Origin of the sequence: Nonomuraea sp. NPDC049129, assembly GCF_040648495.1 — a bacterium.
Lineage (GTDB): Bacteria > Actinomycetota > Actinomycetes > Streptosporangiales > Streptosporangiaceae > Nonomuraea.
Map to the genome: position 1 here is coordinate 1 of NZ_JBEZDU010000019.1, position 26,583 is coordinate 26,583.

At 69.4% G+C, this 26,583-nt stretch carries 32 protein-coding genes; 10 read left to right on the top strand and 22 right to left on the bottom strand.

Annotated features, from left to right (window positions below; genetic code table 11):
• A partial coding sequence (locus AB0B64_RS42360) for a hypothetical protein (RefSeq protein ID WP_358185310.1) occupies positions 1-188 on the bottom strand: 188 nt, incomplete at its 3' end.
• 416 nt (positions 189-604) lie between these two features.
• Between AB0B64_RS42360 and helR the strand changes: the two genes are divergently transcribed.
• Complete coding sequence (gene helR / locus AB0B64_RS42365; RefSeq protein ID WP_357959299.1) at positions 605-2,752, top strand: RNA polymerase recycling motor ATPase HelR; 2,148 nt, start codon at positions 605-607, stop codon at positions 2,750-2,752.
• A gap of 14 nt (positions 2,753-2,766) precedes the next feature.
• Here the strand turns inward: helR and AB0B64_RS42370 are convergent, their stop codons facing one another.
• From AB0B64_RS42370 to AB0B64_RS42380, 3 genes are all read right to left on the bottom strand, one after another.
• Complete coding sequence (locus tag AB0B64_RS42370; RefSeq protein WP_357959296.1) at positions 2,767-3,780, bottom strand: NAD(P)-dependent alcohol dehydrogenase; 1,014 nt, start codon at positions 3,778-3,780, stop codon at positions 2,767-2,769.
• Positions 3,781-3,862: 82 nt separating this feature from the next.
• Positions 3,863-4,351: an RNA polymerase sigma factor gene (locus AB0B64_RS42375; protein ID WP_357959293.1), complete on the bottom strand. Its 489-nt coding sequence runs from the start codon at positions 4,349-4,351 to the stop codon at positions 3,863-3,865.
• Complete coding sequence (locus AB0B64_RS42380) at positions 4,348-4,812, bottom strand: hypothetical protein (RefSeq protein WP_357959290.1); 465 nt, start codon at positions 4,810-4,812, stop codon at positions 4,348-4,350. Before AB0B64_RS42380 ends, AB0B64_RS42375 begins: the two co-directional genes overlap by 4 nt.
• 137 nt (positions 4,813-4,949) lie before the next feature.
• On the opposite strand from AB0B64_RS42380, the gene AB0B64_RS42385 reads away from it, so the two are divergent.
• Both AB0B64_RS42385 and AB0B64_RS42390 read left to right on the top strand, forming a co-directional pair.
• Positions 4,950-6,179, top strand: a complete 1,230-nt coding sequence (locus tag AB0B64_RS42385; RefSeq protein WP_358185314.1) for a transposase — start codon at positions 4,950-4,952, stop codon at positions 6,177-6,179.
• Positions 6,180-6,252: 73 nt separating this feature from the next.
• On the top strand, positions 6,253-6,687 hold the full coding sequence (locus AB0B64_RS42390) for a hypothetical protein (RefSeq protein ID WP_357959285.1): 435 nt from the start codon (positions 6,253-6,255) through the stop codon (positions 6,685-6,687).
• Here the strand turns inward: AB0B64_RS42390 and AB0B64_RS42395 are convergent.
• Positions 6,682-7,284, bottom strand: coding sequence for a TetR/AcrR family transcriptional regulator (locus tag AB0B64_RS42395; protein ID WP_358185318.1), 603 nt, complete (start codon positions 7,282-7,284; stop codon positions 6,682-6,684). The genes AB0B64_RS42390 and AB0B64_RS42395 overlap by 6 nt on opposite strands.
• Positions 7,285-7,381: 97 nt before the next feature.
• On the opposite strand from AB0B64_RS42395, the gene AB0B64_RS42400 reads away from it, so the two are divergent.
• A complete protein-coding gene (locus tag AB0B64_RS42400) occupies positions 7,382-8,206 on the top strand; it encodes a class I SAM-dependent methyltransferase (protein WP_358185322.1) in 825 nt (274 codons plus the stop codon).
• Here AB0B64_RS42400 and AB0B64_RS42405 read toward each other — a convergent pair.
• The gene (locus AB0B64_RS42405; RefSeq protein ID WP_357959276.1) at positions 8,181-8,534 is read right to left on the bottom strand and encodes an antibiotic biosynthesis monooxygenase family protein; all 354 of its coding nucleotides are present in this window, start codon (positions 8,532-8,534) and stop codon (positions 8,181-8,183) included. The two genes, AB0B64_RS42400 and AB0B64_RS42405, sit on opposite strands and share 26 nt — an antisense overlap.
• Before the next feature lie 17 nt (positions 8,535-8,551).
• On the bottom strand, positions 8,552-9,457 hold the full coding sequence (locus AB0B64_RS42410) for an NADP-dependent oxidoreductase (RefSeq protein WP_358185325.1): 906 nt from the start codon (positions 9,455-9,457) through the stop codon (positions 8,552-8,554).
• Between the two features lie 100 nt (positions 9,458-9,557).
• On the opposite strand from AB0B64_RS42410, the gene AB0B64_RS42415 reads away from it, so the two are divergent.
• Positions 9,558-10,559, top strand: coding sequence for an Lrp/AsnC family transcriptional regulator (locus AB0B64_RS42415; RefSeq protein ID WP_357959270.1), 1,002 nt, complete (start codon positions 9,558-9,560; stop codon positions 10,557-10,559).
• 73 nt (positions 10,560-10,632) lie between these two features.
• Here AB0B64_RS42415 and AB0B64_RS42420 read toward each other — a convergent pair whose 3' ends face one another.
• The 5 genes from AB0B64_RS42420 to AB0B64_RS42440 form a co-directional block, all read right to left on the bottom strand.
• A complete protein-coding gene (locus tag AB0B64_RS42420; RefSeq protein WP_358185328.1) occupies positions 10,633-10,857 on the bottom strand; it encodes a hypothetical protein in 225 nt (74 codons plus the stop codon).
• Between the two features lie 470 nt (positions 10,858-11,327).
• The gene (locus tag AB0B64_RS42425) at positions 11,328-11,723 is read right to left on the bottom strand and encodes a hypothetical protein (RefSeq protein WP_358185331.1); all 396 of its coding nucleotides are present in this window, start codon (positions 11,721-11,723) and stop codon (positions 11,328-11,330) included.
• Positions 11,724-11,731: 8 nt separating this feature from the next.
• The gene (locus AB0B64_RS42430) at positions 11,732-12,142 is read right to left on the bottom strand and encodes a hypothetical protein (protein ID WP_358185335.1); all 411 of its coding nucleotides are present in this window, start codon (positions 12,140-12,142) and stop codon (positions 11,732-11,734) included.
• A gap of 106 nt (positions 12,143-12,248) precedes the next feature.
• A complete protein-coding gene (locus AB0B64_RS42435) occupies positions 12,249-13,472 on the bottom strand; it encodes a hypothetical protein (protein ID WP_358185338.1) in 1,224 nt (407 codons plus the stop codon).
• Positions 13,469-13,975 carry a SigE family RNA polymerase sigma factor gene (locus AB0B64_RS42440; RefSeq protein ID WP_358185341.1) on the bottom strand — a complete coding sequence of 169 codons (507 nt, stop codon included), beginning with the start codon at positions 13,973-13,975 and terminating at the stop codon, positions 13,469-13,471. Before AB0B64_RS42440 ends, AB0B64_RS42435 begins: the two co-directional genes overlap by 4 nt.
• Before the next feature lie 125 nt (positions 13,976-14,100).
• Between AB0B64_RS42440 and argG the strand changes: the two genes are divergently transcribed.
• The 3 genes from argG (at position 14,101) to AB0B64_RS42455 (ending at position 16,682) form a co-directional block, all read left to right on the top strand.
• Positions 14,101-15,549 carry an argininosuccinate synthase gene (argG, locus tag AB0B64_RS42445; protein ID WP_357959259.1) on the top strand — a complete coding sequence of 483 codons (1,449 nt, stop codon included), beginning with the start codon at positions 14,101-14,103 and terminating at the stop codon, positions 15,547-15,549.
• Positions 15,550-15,685: 136 nt separating this feature from the next.
• Entirely contained in the window at positions 15,686-16,048 is a 363-nt protein-coding gene (locus AB0B64_RS42450; protein ID WP_357959256.1) for a hypothetical protein, read from the top strand.
• A 64-nt stretch (positions 16,049-16,112) separates the two neighbouring features.
• The gene (locus AB0B64_RS42455) at positions 16,113-16,682 is read left to right on the top strand and encodes a hypothetical protein (protein WP_358185345.1); all 570 of its coding nucleotides are present in this window, start codon (positions 16,113-16,115) and stop codon (positions 16,680-16,682) included.
• A gap of 61 nt (positions 16,683-16,743) precedes the next feature.
• On the opposite strand, the gene AB0B64_RS42460 is transcribed toward AB0B64_RS42455, so the two are convergent.
• Positions 16,744-17,187, bottom strand: a complete 444-nt coding sequence (locus tag AB0B64_RS42460) for a hypothetical protein (RefSeq protein ID WP_357959250.1) — start codon at positions 17,185-17,187, stop codon at positions 16,744-16,746.
• A gap of 134 nt (positions 17,188-17,321) precedes the next feature.
• Between AB0B64_RS42460 and AB0B64_RS42465 the strand changes: the two genes are divergently transcribed.
• Entirely contained in the window at positions 17,322-17,537 is a 216-nt protein-coding gene (locus tag AB0B64_RS42465; RefSeq protein ID WP_357959248.1) for a hypothetical protein, read from the top strand.
• Between the two features lie 54 nt (positions 17,538-17,591).
• On the opposite strand, the gene AB0B64_RS42470 is transcribed toward AB0B64_RS42465, so the two are convergent.
• The 9 genes from AB0B64_RS42470 to AB0B64_RS42510 all read right to left on the bottom strand — a co-directional run bounded on the left by AB0B64_RS42470 (position 17,592) and on the right by AB0B64_RS42510 (position 25,347).
• Entirely contained in the window at positions 17,592-19,304 is a 1,713-nt protein-coding gene (locus AB0B64_RS42470) for a GMC oxidoreductase (protein WP_357959245.1), read from the bottom strand.
• A 100-nt stretch (positions 19,305-19,404) separates the two neighbouring features.
• Positions 19,405-19,809, bottom strand: a complete 405-nt coding sequence (locus AB0B64_RS42475) for a GNAT family N-acetyltransferase (protein ID WP_357959242.1) — start codon at positions 19,807-19,809, stop codon at positions 19,405-19,407.
• Between the two features lie 10 nt (positions 19,810-19,819).
• Positions 19,820-20,998 (bottom strand): ABC transporter permease, encoded by a 1,179-nt coding sequence (locus tag AB0B64_RS42480; RefSeq protein WP_358185349.1) that lies wholly within the window; start codon positions 20,996-20,998, stop codon positions 19,820-19,822.
• Positions 20,998-21,675 carry an ABC transporter ATP-binding protein gene (locus AB0B64_RS42485; RefSeq protein WP_358185353.1) on the bottom strand — a complete coding sequence of 226 codons (678 nt, stop codon included), beginning with the start codon at positions 21,673-21,675 and terminating at the stop codon, positions 20,998-21,000. The genes AB0B64_RS42480 and AB0B64_RS42485 overlap by 1 nt, the downstream gene beginning before the upstream one ends.
• The gene (locus AB0B64_RS42490) at positions 21,668-23,407 is read right to left on the bottom strand and encodes a peptidoglycan-binding protein (protein ID WP_358185356.1); all 1,740 of its coding nucleotides are present in this window, start codon (positions 23,405-23,407) and stop codon (positions 21,668-21,670) included. The genes AB0B64_RS42485 and AB0B64_RS42490 overlap by 8 nt, the downstream gene beginning before the upstream one ends.
• Positions 23,404-23,535, bottom strand: a complete 132-nt coding sequence (locus AB0B64_RS42495; protein ID WP_357959232.1) for a hypothetical protein — start codon at positions 23,533-23,535, stop codon at positions 23,404-23,406. The genes AB0B64_RS42490 and AB0B64_RS42495 overlap by 4 nt, the downstream gene beginning before the upstream one ends.
• A gap of 34 nt (positions 23,536-23,569) precedes the next feature.
• A complete protein-coding gene (locus tag AB0B64_RS42500; RefSeq protein WP_357959230.1) occupies positions 23,570-24,454 on the bottom strand; it encodes a hypothetical protein in 885 nt (294 codons plus the stop codon).
• Positions 24,451-24,801, bottom strand: a complete 351-nt coding sequence (locus tag AB0B64_RS42505) for a PadR family transcriptional regulator (RefSeq protein ID WP_357959228.1) — start codon at positions 24,799-24,801, stop codon at positions 24,451-24,453. Before AB0B64_RS42505 ends, AB0B64_RS42500 begins: the two co-directional genes overlap by 4 nt.
• Positions 24,802-24,840: 39 nt before the next feature.
• On the bottom strand, positions 24,841-25,347 hold the full coding sequence (locus AB0B64_RS42510; protein WP_358185360.1) for an NUDIX hydrolase: 507 nt from the start codon (positions 25,345-25,347) through the stop codon (positions 24,841-24,843).
• Between the two features lie 101 nt (positions 25,348-25,448).
• Here AB0B64_RS42510 and AB0B64_RS42515 point away from each other — a divergent pair, with 101 nt between their 5' ends.
• Positions 25,449-26,579 carry a hypothetical protein gene (locus tag AB0B64_RS42515; protein WP_358185364.1) on the top strand — a complete coding sequence of 377 codons (1,131 nt, stop codon included), beginning with the start codon at positions 25,449-25,451 and terminating at the stop codon, positions 26,577-26,579.
• Positions 26,580-26,583: the final 4 nt, after the last annotated feature.

The following is a 26,583-nucleotide window of genomic DNA, read 5'->3' on the forward strand; positions in this document are numbered from 1 at the left end:
ACGTCCTTGCGCCCGGCCTGACGAGCCGCCTCAACCCGGGCCTTCCATTTCTCGTTGCCCAGCAGCCAGTCGAACGACTCGGTCTGCAGAGCGAGGAGGTCAGGAACTTCGAGGGGCTCCTGGATGCGCGAAAAAGAGACGCGACGGGGACCAGCGGGTACGGCGGAGGCGTTGCGCGAGGCTGCCAACAGATGTCCTTCCGAGGGCTCGCGGCGGACTGACTACACGCACGCCAGACAACCTCGCAACGTGAGCAAGCGGAGCGGGTTGTCAGAAAAGCAGCGTGGAAGCATGAGCGTACTCGCTCAAATGCAATTTGTCCACGCTTACGCAGACCCAGCGTTCCGGTCGCATTTCCATGATGACGTATGGAGCCCCCACTTGTCAACGCCGAACGCGACTGAAGATAGTCTCCGACGAACCGTGGGTGCGGCGGCGATGTGCCGCCTCGCGAAGGGGAAAGGGGATTATCCGCACCTTTCCACTCTCAACGTATAGCGCACCGGGGGGCTTGCGGCAAGACCCGGGTCGTGCCGCAGAATCAGCGGCCGAGGCCAGAACGCCAGGAACGGGTCCCCAGTGACCTCAGATCGGAGCTTGTTACGTGAACCCCCTGACCACCAGCGCGTTCGACCTTCCCGACCGTCTCGCCCTCAAGGGCGACCAGGCGCTGATCGCCGGCGATGAGCGACACTTCGCGGCCATCGCGGAGAGCCTTGAGCAGTCGATCGCCGACCTGTCCGACCGCCTCGACGCCGAGCGCAAGGCGCCCGGCGGCATCGGCCGGGCGGCGATGGACCGGGACATGGAGATCCACCGGCTGACCGCTCGCCTGCGCGCGCTCCGCCGGTTCGGTTTGGACCTGTGCCTCGGACACATGGTCAGCGCGGACGACCCCGAGCCCGTGTACGTCGGCCGGCTCGGCCTCAGGGACAGCCAGGGTCGTCAACTGCTGGTCGACTGGCGTTCCCCGGCGGCCGAGCCGTTCTTCGGAGCCACCCACGCCAACCCGATGGGCCTGGCCAGCCGCCGCCGGTATCGCTGGACCCGCGGCCGGATCAGCGACTACTGGGACGAGGTGTTCACCTCGGACGGGCTGGTCGGGCACGCCGCGCTCGACGACCAGTCCGCCTTCATAGCCAGCCTGGGCAGCAACCGGTCGGCCCGGATGCGAGACGTGCTCGGCACCATCCAGGCCGACCAGGACGCCATCATCCGCGCCGGCTCCCGGGGCGCTCTCGTCGTCGACGGCGGTCCGGGTACGGGCAAGACCGTCGTCGCCCTGCACCGCTCCGCCTACCTGCTCTACTCCGACCCTCGCCTCGGTCACCACCGGGGCGGCGTCCTGTTCGTCGGTCCGCACCAGCCCTACCTGGCGTACGTCGCCGACGTACTCCCCAGCCTCGGAGAGGAGGGCGTGCAGACCTGCACCCTGCGGGACCTCGTCGCCGAGGGAGCCGCGGCGGCGATCGAGGCCGACCCGGACGTGGCCCGCCTGAAGTCGTCCGCGAACCTGACGCAGGCGATCGAACCGGCCGTCCGGTTCTACGAGAACCCGCCCACCAAGGGGATGACGATCACGACCCCCTGGTCCGACATCTGGCTGAGCGCCGAGGATTGGGCCGAGGCGTTCCAGGCACCGGATCCCGGCACTCCGCACAACGAGGCGCGTGACCAGATCTGGGAGGAGCTGCTCACGATCCTGATGGACAAGCACGACGGCGACGCCTCGGCTGACCTGCTCCGCAAGTCGCTGCTGCGGGACAGGGAGCTGCTCACGATCTTCAACAAGGCGTGGCCGCTGATCGAGGCGGCCGACCTCGTCGGGGACCTGTGGTCCGTACCCGCCTACCTGCGGATGTGCGCTCCCTGGCTCAGCCCCGACGAGGTGCGAGCGCTGCAGCGCGCGGACGCCCAGGCGTGGACGGTGTCCGACCTGCCGCTCCTGGACGCGGCACGGCAGCGGCTCGGCGACCCGGAGGCGGCGCTCCGTAAGCGCCGGCATGACGCCTCTCTCGCCGCCCAGCGTGAGCAGATGGACATGGTCGTCGACAACCTGCTCGCCGCCGATGACGACGGTGAAGGTCTGGTGACGATGCTGCGCGGACAGGACGCGAAGGTCTCTCTGGTCGACGAGACCACATTGCCCAGCATCGAACCGGACCTGCTCGCCGGCCCGTTCGCGCACATCGTCGTGGACGAGGCCCAGGAACTGACGGACGCGGAGTGGCAGATGCTGCTGCTCCGGTGCCCGTCCCGGAGTTTCACCATCGTCGGGGACCGCGCCCAGGCCAGGCATGGGTTCACGGAGTCGTGGCAGGAGCGGCTGGAGCGGATTGGGCTCGACCGGATCAACCTGGCCTCCCTGAGCATCAACTACCGGACGCCGGAAGAGATCATGACGGAAGCCGAGCCGGTCATCCGGGCCGTGCTCCCGGACGCCAACGTGCCGACCTCCATCCGCCGCGGTGACGTCCCCGTCGTCCACGGATCCGCCTCGGATCTGGGCTCGATCCTCGACACCTGGCTCGCCGCACACGCCGACGGGATCGCGTGCGTCATCGGGGACCCCACCTTCCGTACGACGTCCCGCGTCCGGTCGCTGACCCCGGAGCTGTCGAAGGGGCTGGAGTTCGACCTGGTCGTCCTCGTCGACCCGGAGGCGTTCGGCGAGGGCATCGAAGGCGCGGTCGACCGCTATGTCGCGATGACCCGAGCGACCCAGCAACTCGTCATCCTCACCAGCTCCTGACAGGCGCCCTCCGGTCAGTCGTGGCTGATGACGATCTTGCCGAAGCCGCCGCCCGCCTCGCAGTAGCGGTACGCCTCGTGGACGTCCTCGAACGGGAACACCCGGTCGAGGACGGGACGCAGCCGGTGCGTGGCGACCGCGTGGTTGACCTGGAGGAAGTGGGCGCGGCTGCCGGTCGCCACGCCGCGCAGCACCGCGCCCGCCCCGAACAGCAGCGCCGGGTCGACCGGCCGGGCGCCCTCGGCACCGGACAGCCGGTAACCGACGAACGCCACCTCGCCGCCGAACGCCACCGACTTCAGCGACTGCTCCAGCGGCCCCGCCGGGTCGACGACGCGATCGGCGCCCATGCCGTCGGTGAGCGCGCGGACCTCCTCCGACCATGACGGGTTCGCCCGGTAGTCGATCACCTCGTCGGCGCCGAGCTTCCGCAGCCGCTCCGCTTTGGCGGGGCCGGACGTCGTCATGATCACCCGGGCGCCGCTCAGCTTGGCGAACATCAGCGTGAACAGCGACACCCCGCCCGAGCCGAGCGTCAGCACGGTCTGGCCGGGCCGTGGGGCGCTGCCGGAGGTCAGCGCGTTCCACGCGGTCACGGCCGCCAGCGGCAGCGCCGCCGCCTCCTCGTACGACAGGTGCTCGGGGATGGGCACCACGCCGTCCTCGCTCAGCACCGCGTACTCGGCCAGCACTCCGTCGGTCATGGTGCCGAGCTGGGCGGCGTTCTCCAGCAGGAAGGGCCCGTCCTGCCAGCGCGGGAACACGGTGGCTGCCACGCGGTCGCCCGGCCTGACCCGGGTCACGTCCTCGCCGACGGCCACGACCTCGCCAACGCCCTCGCAGCCGGGTACGACGCCGGGCCTGATCGGCAGCGGATAGTCGTTCGCCAGCACCATCAGATCGCGATAGCCCAGCCCGTTCGCGCGGATCCTGACCACGACCTGCCCGCGCCCCGGCGCGGGCTCGTCCCGGTCCTCGATGGTCAGCCCGGCGAGACCGCGTCCCGGCCGCAGGTGATAGCTCCTCATCGCACGTCCTTTCCCCCGCTTCGGTTACGTGAGGATCCTCCGGGCGAGTCATGACATCGGACAATTCCCCTCAGGGAATCGCTCACGATTGCCAGGCATTGCGGAAGCTCAGCCGGGCCCGCGCCAGCCGGGACTTGACCGTGCCCACCGGCACCGCCAGCAGCCTGGCGGCGGTGGCCTCGTCGAGCCCTTCGACATCGCGCAGCACCAGCACGGCGCGGTGCTCGGGCGTGAGCCGTTCCAGCACGTCGCGGATGTCCACCGCGTTCTCCACGTCCTGCCGCGACGGCAGGTCGCCCGGCTCCGCGGGGCCGACGCGGTTGTCGCGCCTGGCGATCCTGACGGCCTCTCTCACGGCGATCGCCCGCGCCCAGCCGTACAGCGCGTCGGGCTCGCGCAGCGCGCGCAGGTTGCGGAAGACGGCGATCAACGCCTCCTGGACCGCGTCCTGTCCGCTGTCGAGCGCGATGGGCCCGCAGATCCGGCCGAGGTACGGCGTCAGCTCGCGGAGCAGGTCGTTCATCGCCATCGTGTCGCCGCGCTGAGCGGCCCGGACGAGCGCCGCGCTCATCGGGCACGCTCGGCGACCCGTGTCGCCAGCCGGGCCAGGGCCTTCTCCCCGGCTCTCCTGACGCCTAGGGGCACCAGCGCGCTACGTCCGGGCACGCGGATGCCGCCGGTCTGCGCCACCAGCGTGCCTTCCGGAACGGCGGTGGCCGCCAGGCCGACGAGCAGGAACCTGCTCTGCATCCAGCACCAGCCGGGCCGCAGGTCGACGTCGAAGCGGGCGCGCATGCCGTACGTGCTGCGGGCCTCGGCCACCAGCCGCCCGCCTCCGTCGTCCGCGACGATCCGCAGGTTCCGCATGTCCGGCTCGAAGGTGCCGAACTCCCGCTCCAAGTCGCTCGCCACCTCCCAGACCAGCTCCAAGGGGTCGGGCAGAATCCGCTCGGCGACACGCGCACCGGGGACGCCGGCGGCGAGCACGCGCAGCCGGCGCACCGGGTCCAGGTCGGCAACAGGCCAGTTCATCTGAATGGTGGCGCGGAGACCCTGTCCTTCAGGGCCGGGAGGAAGCGCCACCCCTCCTTTCGAAAACAGTATGGAAAGACTCGGTCACGTTCGGTAATATGTGCGGTGAGTGAGGACACTGTGACAGGAGGTGCGCGATGGCGATCCGCCGCTCCGCCACCAAACGCCACGGCCTGCCCACGATCGTGCAACTGCGGCTCACGCCCACCCCGGCCCAGGCCGACGCGCTGGCCGCAGCAGTGCAGGTGTGCAATCAGGCGGCCACCCTCGTCTCCCGCCTGGCCTGGCAGCACCGCACGTTCGCTGTGGTGGAACTGCACCGCCTCGCCTACTACGAGGTGCGCGGGCAGGTGGCCGGGCTGGGCGCGCAAGCGGCCGTGAGGGCGATCGCCCGGGTCGCGGGCGCATATGCCAACCGGCGCGCCAGCAAGAAACGCGCCCATATCTTCCGCCCGCAGGGCGCCGTCCCGTACGACGCCCGGCTGATGAGCTTCAACCGTGACGCCCGGACGGTGTCGCTGTGGACTCCCACCGGCCGCGTCACCGTCCCCTACACCGGTCGGCCAGAAGACCTCAAAGCCGTGGACACGCTGCCGCGCGGGGAAGCCGACCTGATCTGCCGGCGCGGGGTGTGGCTGCTGCAGGTCGCCCTCACCCTGCCCAAACCCGTGGTGCGTGAGCCGGTCGGCGGCTTTGTCGGGGTGGATCAAGGGGTGGCGAACCTGGCGGTCACCTGCGACGGCGTGGTGCTGCCCGGCCCCGCCTTGCCGGGGCCGATCGGCGCTAACGGCCACGTCCGCACCCTGCGGGAGCGGCGACACCGCCAACGCCAACGGCTGCAGAAGAAGGGCACGTCTGCGGCGCGGCGGGTGCTGCGCCGTCTGTCCGGTCGTGAGCGCCGGATGATGACCGACCTCAACCACCAGATCAGTAAGTTTGTGGTGCGTGAAGCCGAACGCACCGGTCGTGGCATCGCCCTGGAGGATCTGCAGGGCATCCGCGGGCGGGTAAGGGCTCATCGGTTCCAGCGGCGCACTCTGCACAGCTGGGCGTTCGCCCAGCAGATCACCTTCACCCGCTACAAGGCCGCCCGCGCCGGGATCGCCTTCGTGCTGGTCGACCCCGCCTACACCTCGCAGACGTGTCCGGGGTGCGGGCATATCGGCAGGGCGAATCGGCCGGCGCGGGGCCGGTTTGTCTGCACAAGGTGTGGCCTCGCTGGGCACGCCGATCACATCGCGGCCCGCAACATCGCCGCACGCGGCGTTGCGGGCTGGGCTGTTATCAACCAGCCGCACGCTACCGGCCTCCTTTCAGCCAGACGGGACCGTGAGAGCAAACCACCAACTTCAACCGGTGGTAGTTGATGTCTATCCAGAGGCGGCTCGGGGGCAGAAGGTTCCATGGAACCATTGGCGAGTTCAGCGCCTCTTCGAGGGCATGAACATCTCACGCCCCGGCGCGTTCGCGGCCGCCGTCCTGCTTCTCGACGCACTCGTCCATCTGTTCTGGGTGGTCCGGCCCATCGCCGACCCCCGCGCGCTCTCGCTGGCCGTCCTCAACGCCGAGGTGCCCTTCACCCCACGGGTGCTGCTGCCGCTCATCCTCGTGCTGAGCGTGGGGGCCCTGTCGGTGGCGGCGGCCTCCGGCGGGCGGGGCGGGTGGCCGGCCAGGGCGGTCACCATGGCCGTGGGCGCCGGTGTGCTGGTACGAGGGCTTGTCGGCGTGGTGTGGGCTTTCGGCCTCGGCACGGACACCGGAAGCCCGTTCTATTGGCTGAACCTGTTCCTCTACACACCTGTCTGCCTGGCCATGACGCTCGCGGTCGGCATCGTCCTGGTACGCGGGCGGCGGCCGGTGAGCATCAGCTCATAGCAGTCGTCTTTGCGTGACATCGGCGATGACGGCGTTCACCACCTTGCCGACTTCCGCCGGCTCCGGCGCGACCCCGTCCCGGCCGGCGAACAGCATGTGCCCGGCTCCGATCAGGGAGAGCGCCAGCGCGTCCACGTCGGCGTCCGCCGCGATGCGGCCCAGCTCGCACTCCTCGTTCAGGTAGGCGGAGATCATGGCCACGGCATCCGTCAGGACCGGGATGCCGAAAGCCGGCCGGGTCTGAGCCAGCCGGGCCCGCAACTCATCCCGGAAGATGACGAGACCGACTATCGACACGGCGACCGAATCGAACAGGTCCATCAGCGCCCCGATCAGGTTGCCGGCGACGGTGCCGGTCCCGGCGGAGTCGCGAAGGGCGGCGGCCTGGCCTTCGAGCCGGGCGATGCGGTCCTGCACGAGCTCGGCGAGGAAGGCGTCGAAGTCCTCGAAGTGCTTGTGCAGGACACCTTTGGCGACGCCCGCCTCCGCCGTGACCGCCCGGCTGGTCAGGCCGGGCGCCCCGTCCCGGAGCAGGACGCGCTCGGCGGCGTCGAACAACTGCTGCCGCACATCACGGAGGGCCACTCCAGTCGGCATCGCCCGTTCCTCCTTGTCGCACTCCTTCGCCCACCCTTCGCTCACCGCGAACGTCTGCCCGATTGCGGAGTGGGCGCCCGCCCACTATGGTGGGCGCATGCCCACTTTATCGCAGGAGCAACCAGAGCCTTCGCGGAACGAGCCCCATAAGGCCAGGCAGATGGCGGAGTCGTTCGGGGTCGACGCCGAACGTTACGACCGGGCCCGCCCCGACTATCCCGACGCCCTGGTGCGGCAGATCATCGCCGCCAGCCCCGGCCGTGACATCGTCGACGTCGGCTGCGGCACCGGCATAGAAGCCCGTCAGTTCCTGGCGGCCGGGTGCAAGGTGCTGGGTGTCGAGCCGGACGTCCGGATGGCCGAGTTCGCCCGCCGTACCGGGATTGAGGTCGAGGTGGCGACGTTCGAGGACTGGGACGCCGCCGGCCGTACCTTCGACGCGGTCGTCGCCGGGCAGTCCTGGCACTGGGTGGACCCCGTAGCGGGCGCCGCCAAGGCGGCGCGGGTGCTGCGGCCCGGCGGCCTGCTGGCGGTGTTCGCGCACGTGTACGACCCGCCGCCCTTCGTCGCGGAGGCGTTCGCCACCGTCTTCCGGAAGGTGGCGCCCGACTCGCCGCTCAGCGCCGGACCGCCGCGGCCGGGCCAGGACATCTACCAGGCGATGTTCGCCCTGTTCGCCGACGGCATCCGGAAGGCGGCCGAGTTCGGCGAGCCGGAGCAGTGGCGATTCGACTGGGAGCGGTACTACAGCCGCGACGACTGGCTCGACCTGCTGCCCACCACCGGCGCGCTCACCCAACTCCCACCGGACCAACTGGCCGAGGTGCTGGCGGGTGTCGGTGCCGCCATCGACGCGATCGGCGGCGGCTTCACCATGGCCTACACCACGATGGCGATCACCGCGTCACTGAACCCCCGGTAGTCGCTGAACGCTCGGTAGTCGCAGAACCCCCGCTAGGGTGCACCTCCGCACACACCTCGAACAAGCCCGGATACGCCTTGACGCCGGGTACGCGCTGCCCGGCTGGGGTGAAGTTCCGGAAGACGGCACGGTAGGACTCGACGTCTTCCCACAGTGCGATGTTCACGTACTGGAAAGTGCTGTCGTTCATGCCGGTGTTGCGGTGCAGGCGGGCCTGGATGAAGCCGGGCGCGCCCGCGAAGTGATCGATGGTGCTCCGCCAGGTCTGGAGGAATTCCTCCTCCTTGTCCGGCGGCACGGTGAAACTGTTGATGAGGGTGATGGTCATTGCCGTCCTCTCTGGGATCAAGGCACGGTGACGATGATGCGGCCCCGGACATGGCCGGTCGCGCTCGCGGCCTGCGCCGCTCCGGCCTGAGCGAGCGGGAAGGTCTGTGCGACGGGCAGGGTGAGCCGGCCGGCGGCGGCCAGGCGGGCGCCCTCGCGTAGGGCGTGGGTCTTGTCCCGGCCGAAGCCGGTGGACACCCGGGCCCCGAGTTCGGGGGCGCTGAAGTCGGCGATGGAGACGACCCTGGCGGGATCACCGGTCAATTCGATGAGTTCGGCGATGATGTCGGAGCCGGCGATGTCCAGAGCGGCGTCGATGCCGTTCGGGGCGAGCGCGCGGACCCGGTCGACGAGGTAAGGGCCGAAGGTCGTGGCGACGGCGCCCAGCGAGGCGATGTAGTCCTGGTTGGACGGACCGGCGATGCCGATGACGGTGGCGCCTCGATCGACGGCGAACTGGACGGCGGCCGATCCGACGCCGCCGCTGGCGCCGTTGACCAGGACGGTGTGCCCGCCGCGTACGCCGGAGTCGTCGAGGACCCGCAGGGCGGTCTCGAACGGGGTGGCGAAGCCGGCCGCTTCCTCGAAGGACACTTCCGGCGGTTTCTGCGCCCATGAGGTGAGTACGGCGTGCTCGGCGTACGTCTCCTGGCCGGAGCCGAACACGGTGTCGCCGACCCGGACGTCGGTGACACCGTCGCCGACCTCGTCGACGATCCCGGCGGCGTCGCCGCCGATCCCGGCGGGCAGCCGCAGCGGTCGGACGTCTCGCAGCAGGCCCTGGCGGATCTTCCATTCGAGGCCGTTCACGCCGGCGGCGCGTACGGCGATGCGAATCTGACCCGCTCGCGCGTGTGGGGCGTCACCGTCGACGAGCTCCAGGACCTCCGGTCCCCCGTAGCGGGCGAAGCGCACAACCTTCACAGCTCATTCCTCCTCAGCGGCGTGCCTCGAGGATCGCCGCCGGGTGCCGTATCGCGCACCAAAGCCCACCACATTGCAAGAATCCGACACGATGTCCACCATGAAGATGGCTTCCGTCACAGTGGACAGCGTCGACCGGAAGCTGCTGCAGGCCCTGCACCTCGACGCGCGAGCGTCGTTCGCGCGTGTCGGCGAGGTGATCGGCGTCTCCGACCGGACGGTCGCGCGCCGCTACGCGCGGCTGCGCGACAGCAAGGTGATCAACCTGGTGGGGGAGGTCGACCCCAGCCGTCTCGACGGCGCGGAATGGGTCGTGCGGATGCGGTGCAAGCCCGGATCCGCCGTGCAGGTCGCGGAGGCCCTCGCCCGCCGCAGCGACACCCGATGGGTCGCCCTGCTCTCCGGCGGCACCGAGATCTGCGCGAGCCTCCAGGTATGGTCCACGCACGAACGCGATGAGTTGATCCTCCAGGGCCTGCACCGCACCGCGCCGGTGGTGTCGGTGACCGCGCACAGCGTGCTGAACGTCTTCAGCACCACCCGGCACGGCTTCGAAGGACCGGGATCGCTCACTGCCGACCAGATCGCCGCTTTGCGGCCGACGTACGACAACCTTGACACCGCCCGCCTGGTCGACACTGCCCGCCTAGCCGACACTGCCCGCCTGGTTGACGCCGACCGGCCTCTACTGGAAGCGCTCGCCGTCGACGGACGGGCGCCGTACCCCGCGCTCGCCGCCGCGACCGGCTGGTCGGAGTCGACCGTCGCCCGCCGTATCCACCTGCTGCGCGCGGCCGACCTGCTCCGTTTCGACCTCGACGTCAACGCGGCGGCGCTGGGCTACCGCACCGAGACGCGCCTGTGGGCCAGTGTGCCGCCCACTCACCTCGCGGCCACCGGCGCCGCCGTGGCCGCCCACCCCGAGGTCGCCTTCTGCGCCGCCACCACCGGACCGACCAACCTCCTCGTCTCCATCGTCTGCCGCGACAGCCGAGACCTCTACCGATACCTCACCGAGCGCCTCGGCACCCTGCCGCTGATCGGCGAGATCCAGACCGCGCCCGTGATCCGGGTCATCAAACGCGCCGGCCTCCGACCCTGAGCACAGCACTTTCACAGCTGAGGGGGCGCTTGATTCCCCCGCCCGCCCCGGTTACGGGCGGCTATGGTGCGCGTTACCCGATTTGATCTAGATCGCAGGAGCGCGCGGTGCTGAACACGAGGGAGCCCGACTGGGCGTACGTGGCCAGATCTCTCGTCAAGGTCCTGGCCGTCACCGCGGCGCTGTTCCTGGCCTTCAGCGCCGTCGATCGGGTCCTGTGGGTGTTCATCGATCCCTCCGACGACGCGCGGATCGGCGAGGTGTACGGCACGGCCGCCCGCATCGCGAACCCGGACAAACGCCTGTCGTACGGGTACGGCAACGGCGGAGGGCTGCTGGAGACGTCCTACACGCTGCAGGGGGAGCCACGCCGGGCCGGTCCCAGCGCGGGCCGGACGGATTACGAAATCGTGGAGAACCTGTTCGGCACCGTCCGCGCCCCTTCCCTCGGCGGGCCGGTGGGCAGCCTGAAGGACGCGATCGATTCCGTGGAGCCGGACTCCGAGGTCGACAACGAGGGGGTCCGGAAGACCATCGACGGACTTCCGCAGACGCTCGAGGCCGTCGCGGTCGTGGAGTTCGCGCATCCGATGGCCACCGACCGGCTCGTCGCCTACGGCCAAGGAGGGTATCGTGTACGGGCTCGTCGTCGACCGCTGGAAACTCGCCGACCTGCGCAAGCTCCTCGACGACCCGGAGGTCGGGACGGTCCGCCTGGCCGACGTCTCCTTCGGTCTTGGCGAGGAGAAGTAGCGGATCATCGTGCGATCAAGGTAGTTCACCGACCGGCGCGACAGTATGCGAGCCGTCGCCGGTGCATCGCCATACGGTGATCCCCTGTTCGCAGCCGACATGCAGGCCACGATCGTGCGTGGCGCAGACCGGCCAGACTTTCCAGGTCAGCTCCATGATTGTTTCTTGGACGGCCTCGGCGACATCAGCGAGCAGGTCATTAATGTCGCCGTCGGCGATAATGCCGGCGCCGTGGTAGCCGCCCTGGAACTCCACCCAAGTAAGAGCGCCGTCGCCCGGGGTGATCAAGCGGAGCGCACCGGTGATTCCTCGGGCGCGAACGTCGCGCTCGACCACCTCCAGCGCCTGCTCCAGCGCCGACGGCATACGGGGTTCGAATGCCGTGTAGATGCGATCGCTCAAATCGTCCATTGCCCTATTCAATAGGGCGTCACAGCCGACACGCCGTACAAGGCGGCCTGCACGATGACGATCCCGGTGGCGACGCGTAGCACGATCAGTTTCCGGTAGAGCGCCAGAGCCACCCGATCTACCTGCGCCGACTTCGACGCGACGCGCTGCTCGCTGGGACTGGAGAGGTCCAGTAGGGATTTACCGGTGCTGGGCCGATACCAGAGCCCTAACAGGAGAATGATGGCGGCCACGGGGGCGCACGCTTGCGACACCACGCCCGTCGCCGCCGATAGGTAGCCTTCGAATGCCGTCTGCCTGCTCAACGAAAAGAAGAACCCTGTTCCTAACAGGACGAGCACGCTCACCGCATCCGCATAGAAAATGTTCCGCCGAATGCGGGCGATATCTGTAGGCGGCGGGAGGATCGACCCAACCATGACCCGACGGTAACACGCGGGTAGCAAATGGCGGCTGAACCATTCTCGCCGCTGCGGTCGAGGCGGCGACAATGCCGTCTCGACCGCTTCTGAGGTGCGCGCGACGCTACCGGATCTTGGACAGGTCGATCATGTACAGGTCGTCCCCGAGCGGGTAGCTGAGGATTCTTCCAGTGGAATCAGCCGTCGGCAGCTTGATCGAATTGCCCACCGGCTTGATGCCCAGGCTGGCCGACTTGCCGCTGACCAGGTCGTACAGTCCGACACCCGCGGGCTGCGGGCCGTACGCCGAGAAGGCGAAGCGGTCCTGGGTCGGTGGTTCGAGCATGAGAGGGTAGCCGATCGCTTTCCTTTCCTGTGAGCCGTCCCGTTGCCGGTAGAAGCTCTCGCCGCTCGAGGTGGTGCCCAGGCAGATGCGCACGCCACACGAGCGGAGTTGCTCGCCGGCGTGGACGACGGCGGTGGCGGTCTCCCCGGTCTCCAGGTTCCGGATCCGTTCGAACAGCGGGCCCCCTCTCCGTTCGACCACTGGGCCCGTCTCGGGCTGGCCGCCCGGCCCCGGTGTGCCGGCCCACGGCCAGGTCAGCAGGTGCATTCCGGCGCTCTCCGCGATCGGCTCCACCGTGCCGCCCCCGAGGGGAACGGTGGAGACTCCGCCCGAGCGCAGCGAGAAAACGATCTTGTCGTTGACCACCTCGAGCCCGTCGATCCTGTTGCCGTCGTCGATCTGGATCTTCTGGTCAGCGACGATCTTCGCCTCGCCGCCCTTCAGTGGCACGGCCCAAAGGTGCGCGACCGAGTCCTCCGTCGCGGTCCACCAGGCCACGTGGCCGCTGCCCACGGCGAAGTCCGAGGCGACCGACACCGTCCCCGCAGGCCGCGGCACATCGGCGATCTTGCGTTGGGCGGCGGTCTCGAGGTCGTAGGCGTAGATGGCCGCCGTGCTCTCGAATCCATCCCTTGTCGTCATGAGCACCGTGCGGTCGTCGATGACCGCGGCCGGCTGCCACGCCGTCCCGCCGTACCCCTTCCCCGCGACCTTGAGCACCGCCTCCGGCCAGACCTTCTCCACGGGCTCGGCCGGCGTCTCGGCGCGCGCCTGCGAGGCGACTTCGCCTTGTACGGCCGTCGTGGTCTCGCCGCCACGCACTACGGCCAGCGTCCCGCCCGAGACCAGCACGACCGCCGCGGCGGCCAGCGCCATCCGGGACCGCCGCCTCCTGCGCAGGTGAACCCGTTCGAGCCGCTCGGGCAGCATCCCCGGCAGTCTGGGCGCCTGCTCGGCCGCCTGACCGAACGTCCTGCGCAGGGTCTCCTCGACCTCGTTCATCGGACCTTCCCTCCGGTCGTCGAATTTCGCTCAGTCGGCAGGGCGGAGCGCAGCTTGCTCAGCGCGCGGGCGGCCTGGCTGCGTACCGTGCCACGGGATATCCCGAGCACGGCGGCGATCTCCGCGTCGTCGAGTTGCTCGTAGTAGCGCAGCACCAGCACCGCGCGCTGTTTGCGTGGCAGCCCGGCCAGCGCCTGCCACATGCTGCGCTCGTCGCCGCTGGGCAGCGGATCGTGGTGCTCGCGCTCCGGCAGGTCCCAGACGAGCAGCTCACGTCGCCGCAATCGCCACTTGGCGATGTGCAACCTGGCCATCGTGGTACGTGCGTAGCTCTCCGGGTTCTCCTTCAGACGTAATCGCGGCCAGGCGCCACGGAGCTTCAGCAGCGCCTCCTGGACCAGGTCGGCCGCGTCATGGGGGTTCCCGGCCAGTACATAGCCGTAGCGCAGCAGCGCGTCGCCGCGTTCTGCGACGAACTCTGCGAATCGGGGATCGCCTTCCAACGGTTCTCGCCCTTCGTCGTTCTTTCACCTCCGAGAGGAGCGAGGGGCAAAAACTGTTGCACGCGAAGACCACGGCCCGCGCCGAATCTTGCATGATCATGCGAAGCAATGCATACTCTTGTCTCATGTCCAAGGTTCTCACCTCCCTGCCCACCGGCGAGCGGGTCGGCATCGCCTTCTCGGGTGGTCTCGACACCTCGGTCGCCGTCGCCTGGATGCGCGACAAGGGCGCCGTCCCGTGCACCTACACCGCCGACATCGGCCAGTACGACGAGCCCGACATCGCCTCGGTGCCCGGTCGCGCGACGGCTTACGGGGCTGAGATCGCGCGTCTGGTCGACTGCCGCGCGGCGCTGGTCGAGGAGGGCCTGGCCGCGCTGACCTGCGGCGCGTTCCACATCCGATCGGGCGGGCGGGCCTACTTCAACACCACCCCGCTGGGCCGGGCGGTCACCGGAACCCTGCTGGTCCGGGCGATGCTCGAGGACGACGTGCAGATCTGGGGCGACGGCTCGACGTTCAAGGGCAACGACATCGAGCGGTTCTACCGCTACGGCCTGCTCGCGAACCCCCACCTGCGCATCTACAAGCCCTGGCTCGACGCCGACTTCGTGTCCGAGCTGGGCGGGCGCAAGGAGATGTCGGAGTGGCTGCTGGCCCACGGCCTGCCCTATCGCGACAGCACCGAGAAGGCCTACTCGACCGACGCCAACATCTGGGGCGCCACCCACGAGGCCAAGACCCTGGAGCACCTCGACACCGGCATCGAGACCGTGGACCCGATCATGGGCGTGCGGTTCTGGGACCCCATGGTCGAGATCCCCACCGAGGACGTGACCATCGGCTTCGACCAGGGCCGCCCGGTGACGATCAACGGCAAGGAGTTCGCCACTCCGGTCGACCTGGTGATGGAGGCCAACGCGATCGGTGGCCGGCACGGCATGGGCATGTCGGACCAGATCGAGAACCGGGTGATCGAGGCCAAGAGCCGCGGCATCTACGAGGCGCCCGGGATGGCGCTGCTGCACGCGGCGTACGAACGGCTGGTCAACGCGATCCACAACGAGGACACGCTGGCGACCTACCACAGCGAGGGACGGCGGCTCGGCAGGCTGATGTACGAGGGCCGCTGGCTCGACCCGCAGGCGCTCATGGTCCGCGAGTCGCTGCAGCGCTGGGTCGGCACGGCGGTCATCGGCGAGGTGACGCTGCGGCTGCGGCGCGGTGAGGACTACTCGATCCTCGACACCTCCGGTCCGGCTTTCAGCTACCACCCGGACAAGCTGTCGATGGAGCGTACTGAGGACTCGGCGTTCGGTCCGGTGGACCGGATCGGCCAGCTCACCATGCGCAACCTCGACATCGCCGACTCGCGCGCCAAGCTGGAGCAGTACGCCAGTCTCGGCATGCTCGGCCCCACCCATCCCGCGCTCATCGACGCCTCCCAGACGCCCTCGACCCCGCTGATCGGCGACATGCCGCAGGGCGGCGCCGAGATCATCGCCTCACGCGGCGAGGTCTCCGAGGACGAGGAGATGCTCGACCGCGCCGCGATGGAGCTCGGCAACGACTGACCGGCCTCGGGCGGACGCGGCGGCGCCGCGTCCGTGCTGAGCAAAAGGCGCAGAAGTCTGTGTGTGTAGCTTCCGACTTATAGGATCTTGCCGAAGTATCATCGAAAAGTTACTCCGTGTAACCCGTCGAGGACGGATGGTGATGGCGTTGCCTTCGGCTACACCCGGCGCAGGCGCGGATGAGTCGGCCCGGATATACGACAGGGCAACAATCAGGAGGCTCGGCGACGCGCTGGTCGACGACGCCAGCGGGACTTCTCCCGTGTCACATCTGGAAGAGGCCGGCGGCTTTCCCCACAATATGCGGCTCGGCTGGGGCGCATTGGGAGTGATCGGATTTCCGTTCGCCCAAGAGCACGACAAAATAGTCACCGCCGCAGAGTCGAAGCTGGGCGACATGGCCCAATCGTTGCGCGGTCATCAAGACAAGTTGTATACGGCATCCGCGAACGTCGACACTGCGGAAGTGGAGAGCATCGAGCATGTCAGACGCATTTAAACTCCCCATTCCGGGTGGCACGCCCAGTCCGTACGAGCCCGGCGGGGGCGGCGATCTCCGGTGGATGCAGCTGACGACGCTCGGCGAATACGCCTTCTGCGCCGCCATATTGCCGGTGATGCAGAGGTCCGTGCTCCACCACGCCCTCACGCTGCCGGCGGATCCGCAGTTGCTGCACAGGGCGGCGGACGGCTGGAGTGCCATCAGCGGCAAGGTGTCCGCCTCCGGTGAGTCCATGCGGGATCGGCACGACGGTGTGTCGGCGGCCAGTTGGCAGGCGCTGGATCGAGCGGCCTTCGGGCAGAAGGTCGAAGAGTTCGCCATGGGCTCGCAGGACGCCGCCAACTCGGCCCATCGTCTTTCGTTGATTCTCAGAATTCTGGCCAACATCTGGACCGCGTGGATCTACTTCAACTTCGTGGCTGCCACGAGCTCGGCGGCGCTGACGGTGGCGGGGATGCTCGGCGGAAGCGGCCGGATCTACGCTGAATTGAAGGCGCGTTCAGTGGCTCTCTCGATCGAGGAACGGATTTTGGTGCTGCGCAAGCAGGTTCTGTGGAAGCTTGTCAAATTGCTCGTGGTGTATGGGGCCGCCTGGGGGTACGACAAGGCACTGACAGACGGCCTGAAGTGACGGGTGCGGTGACATCACCGAATGACTCCGGTCGCCGCACAGTCCGGCGCGGGTCACCCGGTCAGTAGCCGAACTCCTTGCGCATGCGGTCCAGCTCGCCCATCGTGTCGCTCACCATTCGGTCGAAGGCTCTCTGCGCCTCTTCGACCTGCGCTCTGGCGGCTTCTGGGTCGCCGGCCAGGTTCAGGGCGTCGCCGTCGAACGAATCCGTCAGGATCTCCGACAGCTGACGCTTGAGGTCCGCGTCGGCCTCGTGAATCGCTTTGAGTATCGCCGCGGACATCTCTTCCACGCTCATGCGCTTGGCCCGCGGGTCGATGTCGAGTCTGCTCACCCCGGAAATGGTGCACTCGACCGCGATGTGCTCGTCGGCGGTGGTGGCCCGGCCGACCGCGTCCGTGGCCCTCTCCTGCGCTTCCGTGAAACGGGCCACCCGCTTCTGTGAATCCCGCAGGAACGCGTCGACATTAATGTTCGCGAAATCACCGAAGCCAGGTGCCGCCACTTGTCCTACCTCAGCTCTCTACGTGCCGTCAGGGCGATGCAGGGCACAACGATATCGACACTGACCGAGATCGCGTTTCGGACCATGCCCTGACATGATCTTCGCGTATCGCTCCCCCGGTATGAAGGAGACACATGTCGCGTATCCGTGCCGCACTCCTCACGACAGCCATCGCTGTCATGAGCGTCAGCGTGCTCAGCACCCCCGCTCAGGCGGCTGGCTGGGTGTACATCGGCGTCTTCACCACCAAGTCCAAGTGCATCGACATGGGCCAGCAGTACGTCCGGGAGGGCTTCAGTCAGTACGACTGCACAGGTAGCCCCGGCTACTACCCCCTCTGGGTTCGATAGGACTCGCACGGTCGCCGTCTCCCGCAAGGGAGGCGGCGTTCCGTTCAGAGACGGTCAGATCCGGTCGGCCAGTTGCCTGGCGAGGGTCAGTCCCGTGAGGACCGGGTTGACCGATCCGACCGTCGGGAACAACGACTGGTCGCAGGCATAGGCGTTCCGTACGTGATGGAAGCGGCCCACCGGATCGGTCACCGAGGTGGCCGGGTCGTCGCCCATCCACAGCGTGCCGGATTCGTGGTAGGTCGTCCCGAGTCCTCGATGCCATTCGGGGAACGGCCTGTCCAGGGGGAACGGCTGCGCGTGCCATGCGTTGTCGTACAGATACTGGATCTGGTCCGGCGAGCCGGAGACCACCTGGGCGATGGCGACCGCCGCGTTGTCCATCGCCTGCCAGACCTGCTCATCCCGCGGATCGAGCGTGAGGTGCAGGTACGCGCGCGCTATGCCGTACTCGTCGACCTCGTGCGGGCTGAGATTGATCCAGCTCTTGTCCGGGTCCGGTATCTCGGTCGTCCGGTCCCCGTGCATCTCGCCGACGCAGCGCAGGGTGACGGTGATCCAGTCGGGATCGGTGTTGGCCAGCTGCCGTTCGAGCAGGTCCATGTCCGGGAGCATGCGGAACAGGAGTTCGTCGGATCCGCCCTGGCTCGTCGACGCGGTGATCTGGATGTGGAACCGGCCGGCGGGCACCAGCCCGCGCAGCAGCAGCGCGCCGGTCTGCACGTGTTCGGGCAGCGGCGGCAGCGCCGTTCGGCGGATCCTGACGGTGAAGTCGCTGCGTACGTGCGCCATCAGGTTGCGGCCCATGAGCGGGGTGGGGAACGAGCCCAGGGCGAGCCGGGTGGTCTCCACCGCGCTCGCGGCGAGGATCACGGCACAGTCGGGGGAGATCGGTAGGGACTCCGGCCGCCCGGCGGCGTCGACGTCGATCGCGGTCACCACCCCGTCGGCCGCGTGCGCCCGGAGGACGTGCGCCAGGGGCACCACGAAGAGCCGCCGGTCCGCGTCGCGTCCCCCGGAGGCGGTCACATCCTCGCGGACCGCGTCCATGAGCATCGGCACGCTGCTGTACTTGTCGAAGCTGAACAGGCCCGACACCGGCGAGTCTCCCTGCACCGCGAGCGGCGCGACCTCGGCGCCGCGATCGCCGAGGCCGGTCTCGAACCCCGGTGTCACCGCGGCGGCGGACGCGAACGCCTCGAACAGCGTCGTATAGAGGTCACCCGCGATGAAATCGGTCGCGGGCACGACGCCGATCTCGCTCTCCACCTCCAGGTAGGTGCTCTCCAGGTACGCGGCCGTCGACGCCGGCCAGTGCCGGAGATCATCCGCCGTGAGCCGGGGGCACCAGCCGCCCCAGTAGAGGGACTTGCCGCCGGTGCAGTACGCGAGCCCGGGAAAGTCGACGTTGCCCCGCCACGGCAGCCCCCACACCAGCTCCCGGGGCACGCGCGGATCGGCGCCGGGCGCGATGGGCGCGGGGACGTTGAGCCCGATACGGCCGAGGTTCTGCACGTGCTCGGGCACCAGGTAGGGGCCGGCGTCCAGCAGCAGCACCCGCTTGCCCGGGTGCCGCCGGTAGATCTTGGTCGCGCAGTACGCCCCGTACATCCCGCCGCCGACCACCACCGCCGAGAACGGCGGCCCGCCGCTGCCCGTCGCCTCCTGCCAGGTGCTGCAGAAGAAGCGGCCGAGAACATCGAGTGAGAAACTGGTCTTCTGGACGTCCACCGGCTGCCCGGAGGGGACGAGTTCGGGGAGTGCCATGGACGAAGTAGACCCCGCGAAAGACCCTCCCGCAATCCTTCGCGCCGCCGCTCCTCCGCGCCGCCGCTTCGTCGCGCCGCGATCCTCAGAACCGCGATCCTCAGAGCTGCATCAACCCCGCCGCCGTAGGGCGGAAGCCGCACTGGGCGTAGAACCCCTCAAGATGCGGTTCGTAGTCCACGTGCAGCCACTCGGCGCCGCGCGCCTTGGCCTCGTCGGCGGCCGCGCGGACCAGGCGGACACCGAGGCCCGCCCGGCGTTCGGCGGGATGCACGGTGGTGTCCAGGACGAAGGCGTGGATGCCGCCGTCCGTGGCGACGTTCACGAAGCCGACCAGGCGGTCCGCGCGGTGGGCGGCGACCCAGCAGAGGCTGTGGCCGAGGATGGGGGCGAACGAGATCGGGTCGTGGCCGGGCCATGAGGCCGTGAAGAGGTCGTTGAGGTCGTGGTCGGTAAGGGGAGGGCACACGGTGAGTGTGATGCCGTCCTCAGGTGTCGGATTCATGATCGACAAGCTACCTGAGCGCGTCCACCGGCTCCATTCTGGCCGCCCGCAGTGCCGGGTACAGACCGGCCAGCAGCCCGACCACGGCTCCGGCGATGGGCGCCCCGATCGCCAGCCGTACGTCCAGGAGCGGCGTCCACTGCTTGGCGGCCGAGACGGCGACGACGGCGACCACGCCGATGCTCGCGCCGATCACCCCGCCCGCGAGCCCGATCAGCGTTGACTCCAGCAGGAACTGGGCGGCGATGTGGCGGCGGGCCGCGCCCAGCGAGCGGCGCAGGCCGATCTCGGCGACGCGTTCCATCACGGTGACCAGCGTGACGTTGGCGATGCCGACCGCGCCCACCACGAGCGAGACCAGGCCGAGGATCAGGAACAGCGCGTTGACGTCGTCCTGCGCCTGGTCGCGCGCCCTGGTGGGGCTGGGCGGGGCGACGACCTGCAGTTGGTCGCCGTTGCCGGGGGAGAGCGCGTTCGGCGCCTGCCCGGCGATCAGGTCGGCGGCGCCGAGGCTGGTGTTGACCAGCACCCTGGTCACGTCACGCAGCCCGAACTGCTTGCCCACCGTGGGCGGCACGATGACGGCGGCGCTCAGGTTCCGTTCGCGGCGCAGGTCGCCGAGGATGCCGATGACCGTGTACGCGTGCTTGCCGATGAAGATCGCCGGAGCCCGGTCGAGACTGGTGACGCCGAGCATCTTGGCCGCCTGGTCGCCGAGCACGGCCACCCGGTCCGCCCGCTTGACGTGGCCGGCGTCGTAGAACCTGCCCTGCACGACCCGACCCCTGGCGGTCTCGGGCAGGCCGGTCGTGGCGGCCAGTACGGTCAGGGTCTGCGTGGTCACCCTGGCCGGGTCGACGAGGTCGTTGGAGCGGACGGACAGGTTCGAGCTGTCCTTGGTCTCGGCCACCGCCGCGGCGGAGACCACCCCGCGCAGCCTGGTCACCCGATCGAGCGAGTCCCAGGCGACCAGCGGTACGTTCGCGCTCTCCGGTACTTCCACCGTGATGGCCGTGGCGACCAGCTCGTCGAAGCGTCCGACGATCTGGTTGCCCGCGGTGGCGGCCACGCCGAGCGTGATGACCAGCGTGGTGATGCCCAGCACGGTGCCGAGCGTGGTGAGCGCGGAGCGCACCGGCCTGGCGAGCATGCCCGCGACGGCCTCGCCGAGGAGATCCCGTACGTGCATCACGCCTCTTCCACCAGCACGCCGTCGGTGATCCGCACCCGGCGACCGGCGCGCGTGCTGACCTCCCGCTCGTGCGTGATGACCACGATCGTCAGCCCCTGCTCGCGCAGCTCGTCGAACAGGTCGAGCACCGCCTCGGTGTTGCGGCTGTCGAGGTTGCCGGTGGGCTCGTCGCACAGCAGCAGGGACGGCTCGCCCATGAGGGCCCTGGCCATGGCCGCGCGCTGGCGTTCGCCGCCGGACAGCCGGTCGGGCAGGAAGCCCACGCGGTGGCCGAGCCCGACCCGCTCCAGCGCGGCCAGCGCCCGCTCTCGCCTGCCCTTGCGCGGGTGGCCGCCGTAGATCTCCGCGAGCATCACGTTCTCCACGACGGTGCGGTGGGCGAGCAGGTGGAAGGACTGGAAGACGAAGCCGATGCGGTCGCCGCGCAGCTTGGTCCGTTCGCCGTCGCGCAGGGTGGTGGTCTCGGTGCCGTCCAGGCGGTAGCTGCCCGAGCTGGGCCGGTCCAGCAGGCCCAGGACGTTGAGCAGCGTGGACTTGCCCGAGCCCGACGGGCCGACGATCGCCAGGTAGTCGCCGCGCGCCACCCGGAGCGAGACGTCGTCGAGCGCGCGGACGGGCGGCTGCGCGGGGTATTCCCTGCACACGGCGGTCAACTCGATGACCGGCTCAGGCACCGCTGACCACCACTCGGTCGCCGGCGTTGAGCGCGCCGGTGACCTCGACGTTCCCGTCGGCGGTCAGGCCGGTGCGGATCTCGACCTCCTTGGTCTTGTCCGTGGCGTACTCCACCTGCACACGCGCCTTGCCGTCGGCCCCCGTGACGACCGCGGCCACCGGGACCACCAGCACCGGCTCCTTGGTCGCCCCCACGGTCACCCTGGCCGTGACCGTGGCGCCCGACTGGCCCTTGAGCCCCTTCGCCGAGCTCGGCGTGAGCAGGACCGGCTGGGTGCCCTCGGGGCCCTTCTCCTGGACGGGCACCGTGGCCTTCTCGCCGACCGCGGTGAGCGCCGCCGGGTACGTCTTGCCCGAGTCGAGCTCGATGACCGCGCTCATGCCCGTACGCAGCAGGTCGGATTCCGCGCTCTCGACCGACCCCGTCACCATGAACGTCGAGCTGGTCACCGTGGCGACCTCCTTCTCGACGACCTCGCCCGCCTTCACCGCGGCCTTCTGCACCCGCGCGGGCAGCTTCGGCAGGAACACGATCTCGCCCGGCGGAATCGCCGTGCCGTAGGTCCGTTCGAACTCCGCCAGCAGCGACCTGGCCGCGCTCACGTCCTTGGCCGCGTTGGCCACCTTGAGCTTGGTGGGGGAGAGCCGCCGGGCCTGGCGCAGCGCCTGCTCGGCCGTGACCAGCCCGTCCTTCGCCGTGCGCTCGGCCTTGCGCAGCTCTTCCAGCAGCTTCTCGCGGGCCTGCCGCGACTCCTCCTTGATCCGGCCGTACGCCTCCTGCGCCTGGTCCAGATCGGCCCTGGCGTTGCGTACCTTCAGCTCCAGCAGGCTCGTGTCCTGGGTCGGCTGAGGCGCGGCGGTGGCGGTGGGCAGGGCGGTAGATGTGGCGGTCGGGGCGGCGGTCGGCTGATTCCTGGCTGCGGCGAGCGCCTGCTCGGCTTCGAGCAGTTTCTCCTCGGCCGCGCGTACGGTCGCGTCGGCCGTCGCCAGCTTGGCGTCGTCCTCCGAAGTGAGCCGCTGCCGCTCGGCCTCCTTCAGCGCGGCGCGCGCCGACTTCAGGTCCGCCTTGGCGTTGGTCAGCTTGACCTTCAGCGGGAGTACGTCACGCCCCTGGTCGAGCGTGTTCTTCTCGGTCGCCAGGGTCTCCTGCGCCGTCTGTACGGCCTTGCGCAACTGGTCGTGGGTCTGCCGGTCGGTCAGTGTGGGCTGCTGGGCCTCGTACCCCTTCTTCTTGTACATCCTGGTGACGGCGGCGATCGTGGCCTTGTCGAACACCCCCGAGGTGGGCCCGCCGTACCCGAGCCTGCGCAGCGCCTTCTGCAACTGCTTGACGTCCTTGCCCTCGGTGCCCGGGCCGATCGTGCGGTGCATCGGCACAGTGCCGCGCAGCGCGAACACCGGGCGGCCGTTCACCTCCATGAACGCCGCTCCCTCTTTCAGCCTGCCCTGGCGCGGCGCCCGGGTGACCCGCTGCAGCTCCGAGGTGCCACCGACCACTCCCGCGAGGGTGATGGGCAGGGGGGAGCCGTATTCGAGCGTGCCGCTGACCACGACCGTGCTGACCAGCTTGCGGCGCTCGACGGCGGCGGTGACGAGCGACGCCTTCGGCGCGGCGCGGCGGGCGGCCTCGTCGGCGGGGGATCGCAGGCGGGTGCTGACGACCCAGCCGGCGGCGGCGATGGCCACGACACCCGCGATGACGAAGGCGAGCAGCCGCCTAGGGGACTTCATACGGCCAGCTCGACCAGCTGGGGCTGGTGGGACGGCTCTGGCGCGTTCTCGGCGGTGCCCCCGCAGCCGCCGAGTGCGACCAGCGCGGCCATTGCCATGACAGGAGCAAGAGGGGATCTCTTGGGCATGGCAGAGGACCATACTCCGTTTAACAGAGCATGGTCAATCCAGGGCGTGCCGCCGCTGTCGGTAGGGCGCGAACGCCGTCGCCAGGGTCAGTACGACCAGTACGCCCCAGTAGGCGAGGTGCTGCCTGGTCAGCTGGTCGCCGTGCAGACCCAGGTCGCCCGACGTGACCACCAGGTAGATGCCCGAGGCCAGGGCCCAGCGCGGGTCGCGGGCCAGGTACGCGCCCGCCACGGCCAGCCCCAGCGCCACCACCTCGACGGCCATCTTGCTCAGACTGATCGGGAACAGCGTGCCCTCCGGCAGCCACGACGGGCCCGCCCACGCGGCCGCCAGCGCCGCTGCGAACCACCACCACGACCGGACTCGTGGCCGGTGCCGCCGCCAGGCCAGCACCGCCAGTCCGGACAGTACGACCGCGTAGCCCATGGCCACCGCCTGCGGGCTGCTGGTCTCGAACAGGGGACGGTCGGCGAGCGCTGACGGGTAGACCGGCAGGAGGGTGAGGTCCAGGGGCTGCCAGCCGCCGGCGATCGAGACCGCCTTGACGCCGGTGGCGAGAGTGAGCAGGAACGCCGTCCGCGTCCATCCGCGCATGACCGCCAGCAGTGCGAGCACCGACAGTAGCGTCCACAGCGGCAGCGAGCCCGCGAACGGCAGCAGCGCGGCCAGGTTCACCGCCGACACCGCCGTCACCCCGAGATGCAGGCCGTCCGCCCATGCGGTGCCCGTCGCCTGATGGGTGATGCGGGTGCGCACGCCGCCTCGGAGCAGTCCCCACGCCTCCCTGAGCACCGGGGTGGACTGTCCTGGAGCGGCGGATTCGAGTAGAACGTCGAGTAATTCGTCGCCGTGCGCCGCGCGGTATCGCCTCGGGTAGGCCAGCAGCAGCCTGCGGTAGCGCCGTTCGAGCGTGGTCATGCGGTCAGGAGACGGACGAGGGAGGCGAACATGGTCGGCCGCAGGACGAGGGACGCGGCCTCCTGCATGCGTCTCGCCTCGGCTTCCACCAGTGCCTGGCCCTCGTCGGTGATCCTGAAGTAGCGCCTGTTGCGGCCGTTGACCGTCTCCTCGCGGTCCACGGCGATCACGCCTCGCTCGTTGAGCCGCTCAAGGATGCCGTACAGGGTGCCGACAGAGGGCTGGACCCGGCCGCCGGACAGCTCCTTGATCGACTTGCTGATCGCGTGTCCGTGCAGCGGTCCGCCGCGCAGCGCGGTGAGCACGAAGTACATCGGCTCGCTGACTTCTGAGGTTCCCCTGGGCATGGGACGAGATTATTCCGTTAAACGAAGCGTGTGCAACGGCTAGAGCGTCCGGTACGCGATCAGCCAGCTCTGCCCGGCGCACAATCGTTCCACCTCCTCGGCCGCGAGCCAGGCGGCCCGCGTACTCTCCGACCCCGGAGCGGGCCGTACGGCGGGTCCCGGCGAGTCGAGCCGCGCCTGGAACATCACCAGATTCGTCAGCGCCTCATAGCGGTACCCATCGGGCACCGGCCCCGTCAGTTCGATCCGCAACCACGCGAAAACGGACAGCTCCTCGGGCGCCAGCACCAGCCCGGTCTCCTCGGCCAGCTCGCGGACGGCGGCGTCCACGGGGGACTCGCCGGGTTCGAGGTGGCCGCCGGGGATGTCCCAGCCGCGTCCCGCCCGGTCGACGCAGGTCAGCAGCATCCTGTCGCTGTCGTCCCGTACGACGGCGAAGGCCGTGGTGATCTGGCCGGTCGGCGGCAGCCGCGAGGACAGGACGACCTCCAGCCGGTGCGCCACCGGGATCCATGGCACGGTCTCCGTCGCGATCACGTGATCCATGGTCTATTTCACCTCAAAACGGATGACAAGGCATGATCGGTGGTAACTCCGGAAGATTGGGCAACACCCTGTATATGCTTCGTTACATAACGAGACAGTGGATGGTCGCCGTCCCCCTACTCGCGCTCCTCGCTCTGGTCCTGTCATGGGGTCGCGAACTCCCGCCCGTCCTGGTGATCATCGTGGCCGTACTGCTCGCCGGCGCCGTCCTGGCCGCCGTGCACCACGCCGAGGTCATCGCGCACCGGGTGGGCGAGCCGTTCGGATCGCTGGTGCTGGCCGTGGCCGTGACGGTGATCGAGGTGGCGCTGATCGTCAGCCTGATGATCTCAGGTGGCGAGCATTCGGCGTCACTGGCCCGGGACACGGTGTTCGCCGCGGTCATGATCACCTGTAACGGCATCGTCGGTCTGTCACTGCTCCGCGGAACGCTCCGGCGAAAGGTGGCGGTCTTCAACGCCGAGGGCACGGGCGGCGCGCTGGCGACGGTCGCGACGCTGAGCACGCTCAGCCTCGCGCTGCCGACGTTCACGACGAGCGCCAAGGGGCCCGCCTTCTCCGCCGCGCAACTCGGGTTCGCGGCGGTGGTGTCGCTCCTGTTGTACGGGCTGTTCGTGCTGACGCAGACCGTACGGCACCGCGACTACTTCCTGCCGGTCACCACCGCTGAGGCCGCGCCCGCCACGGCTGAGGCCGCGCCCGCCACGGCTGAGGCCGCGCCCGCCACGGCTGAGGACGCGACTGCCGACGCTGAGGAGCACGCGCCGCGGCCCTCGGCGCGGGCCACCATGATCAGCCTCGGGCTGCTGCTGGTGGCCCTGGTGACGGTCGTCGGCCTGGCCAAGGTCGAGTCGCCGGTGATCGAGCTGGCGGTGTCGTCGGCCGGGCTGCCTCAGGCGGTGGTCGGCGTGGTGATCGCGCTGCTGGTGCTGCTGCCGGAGACCATCGCCGCCGTCCGCGCGGCCAAGCGCGACCAGATCCAGATCAGCCTCAACCTGGCCCTGGGCTCGGCGATGGCCAGCATCGGGCTGACGATCCCGGTCATCGCGGTGGCCTCGATCTGGCTGACGGGGCCGCTCGTGCTCGGCCTCGGTGCCACGCATCTGGTGCTGCTGGGGCTGACCTTCGTCGTCACGACGCTCACCGTGGTGCCGGGGCGGGCGACGCTGCTGCAGAGCGGCGTGCATTTGGTGCTGTTCGCCGCGTTCCTGTTCTTGGCGATCAGCCCCTGAACGT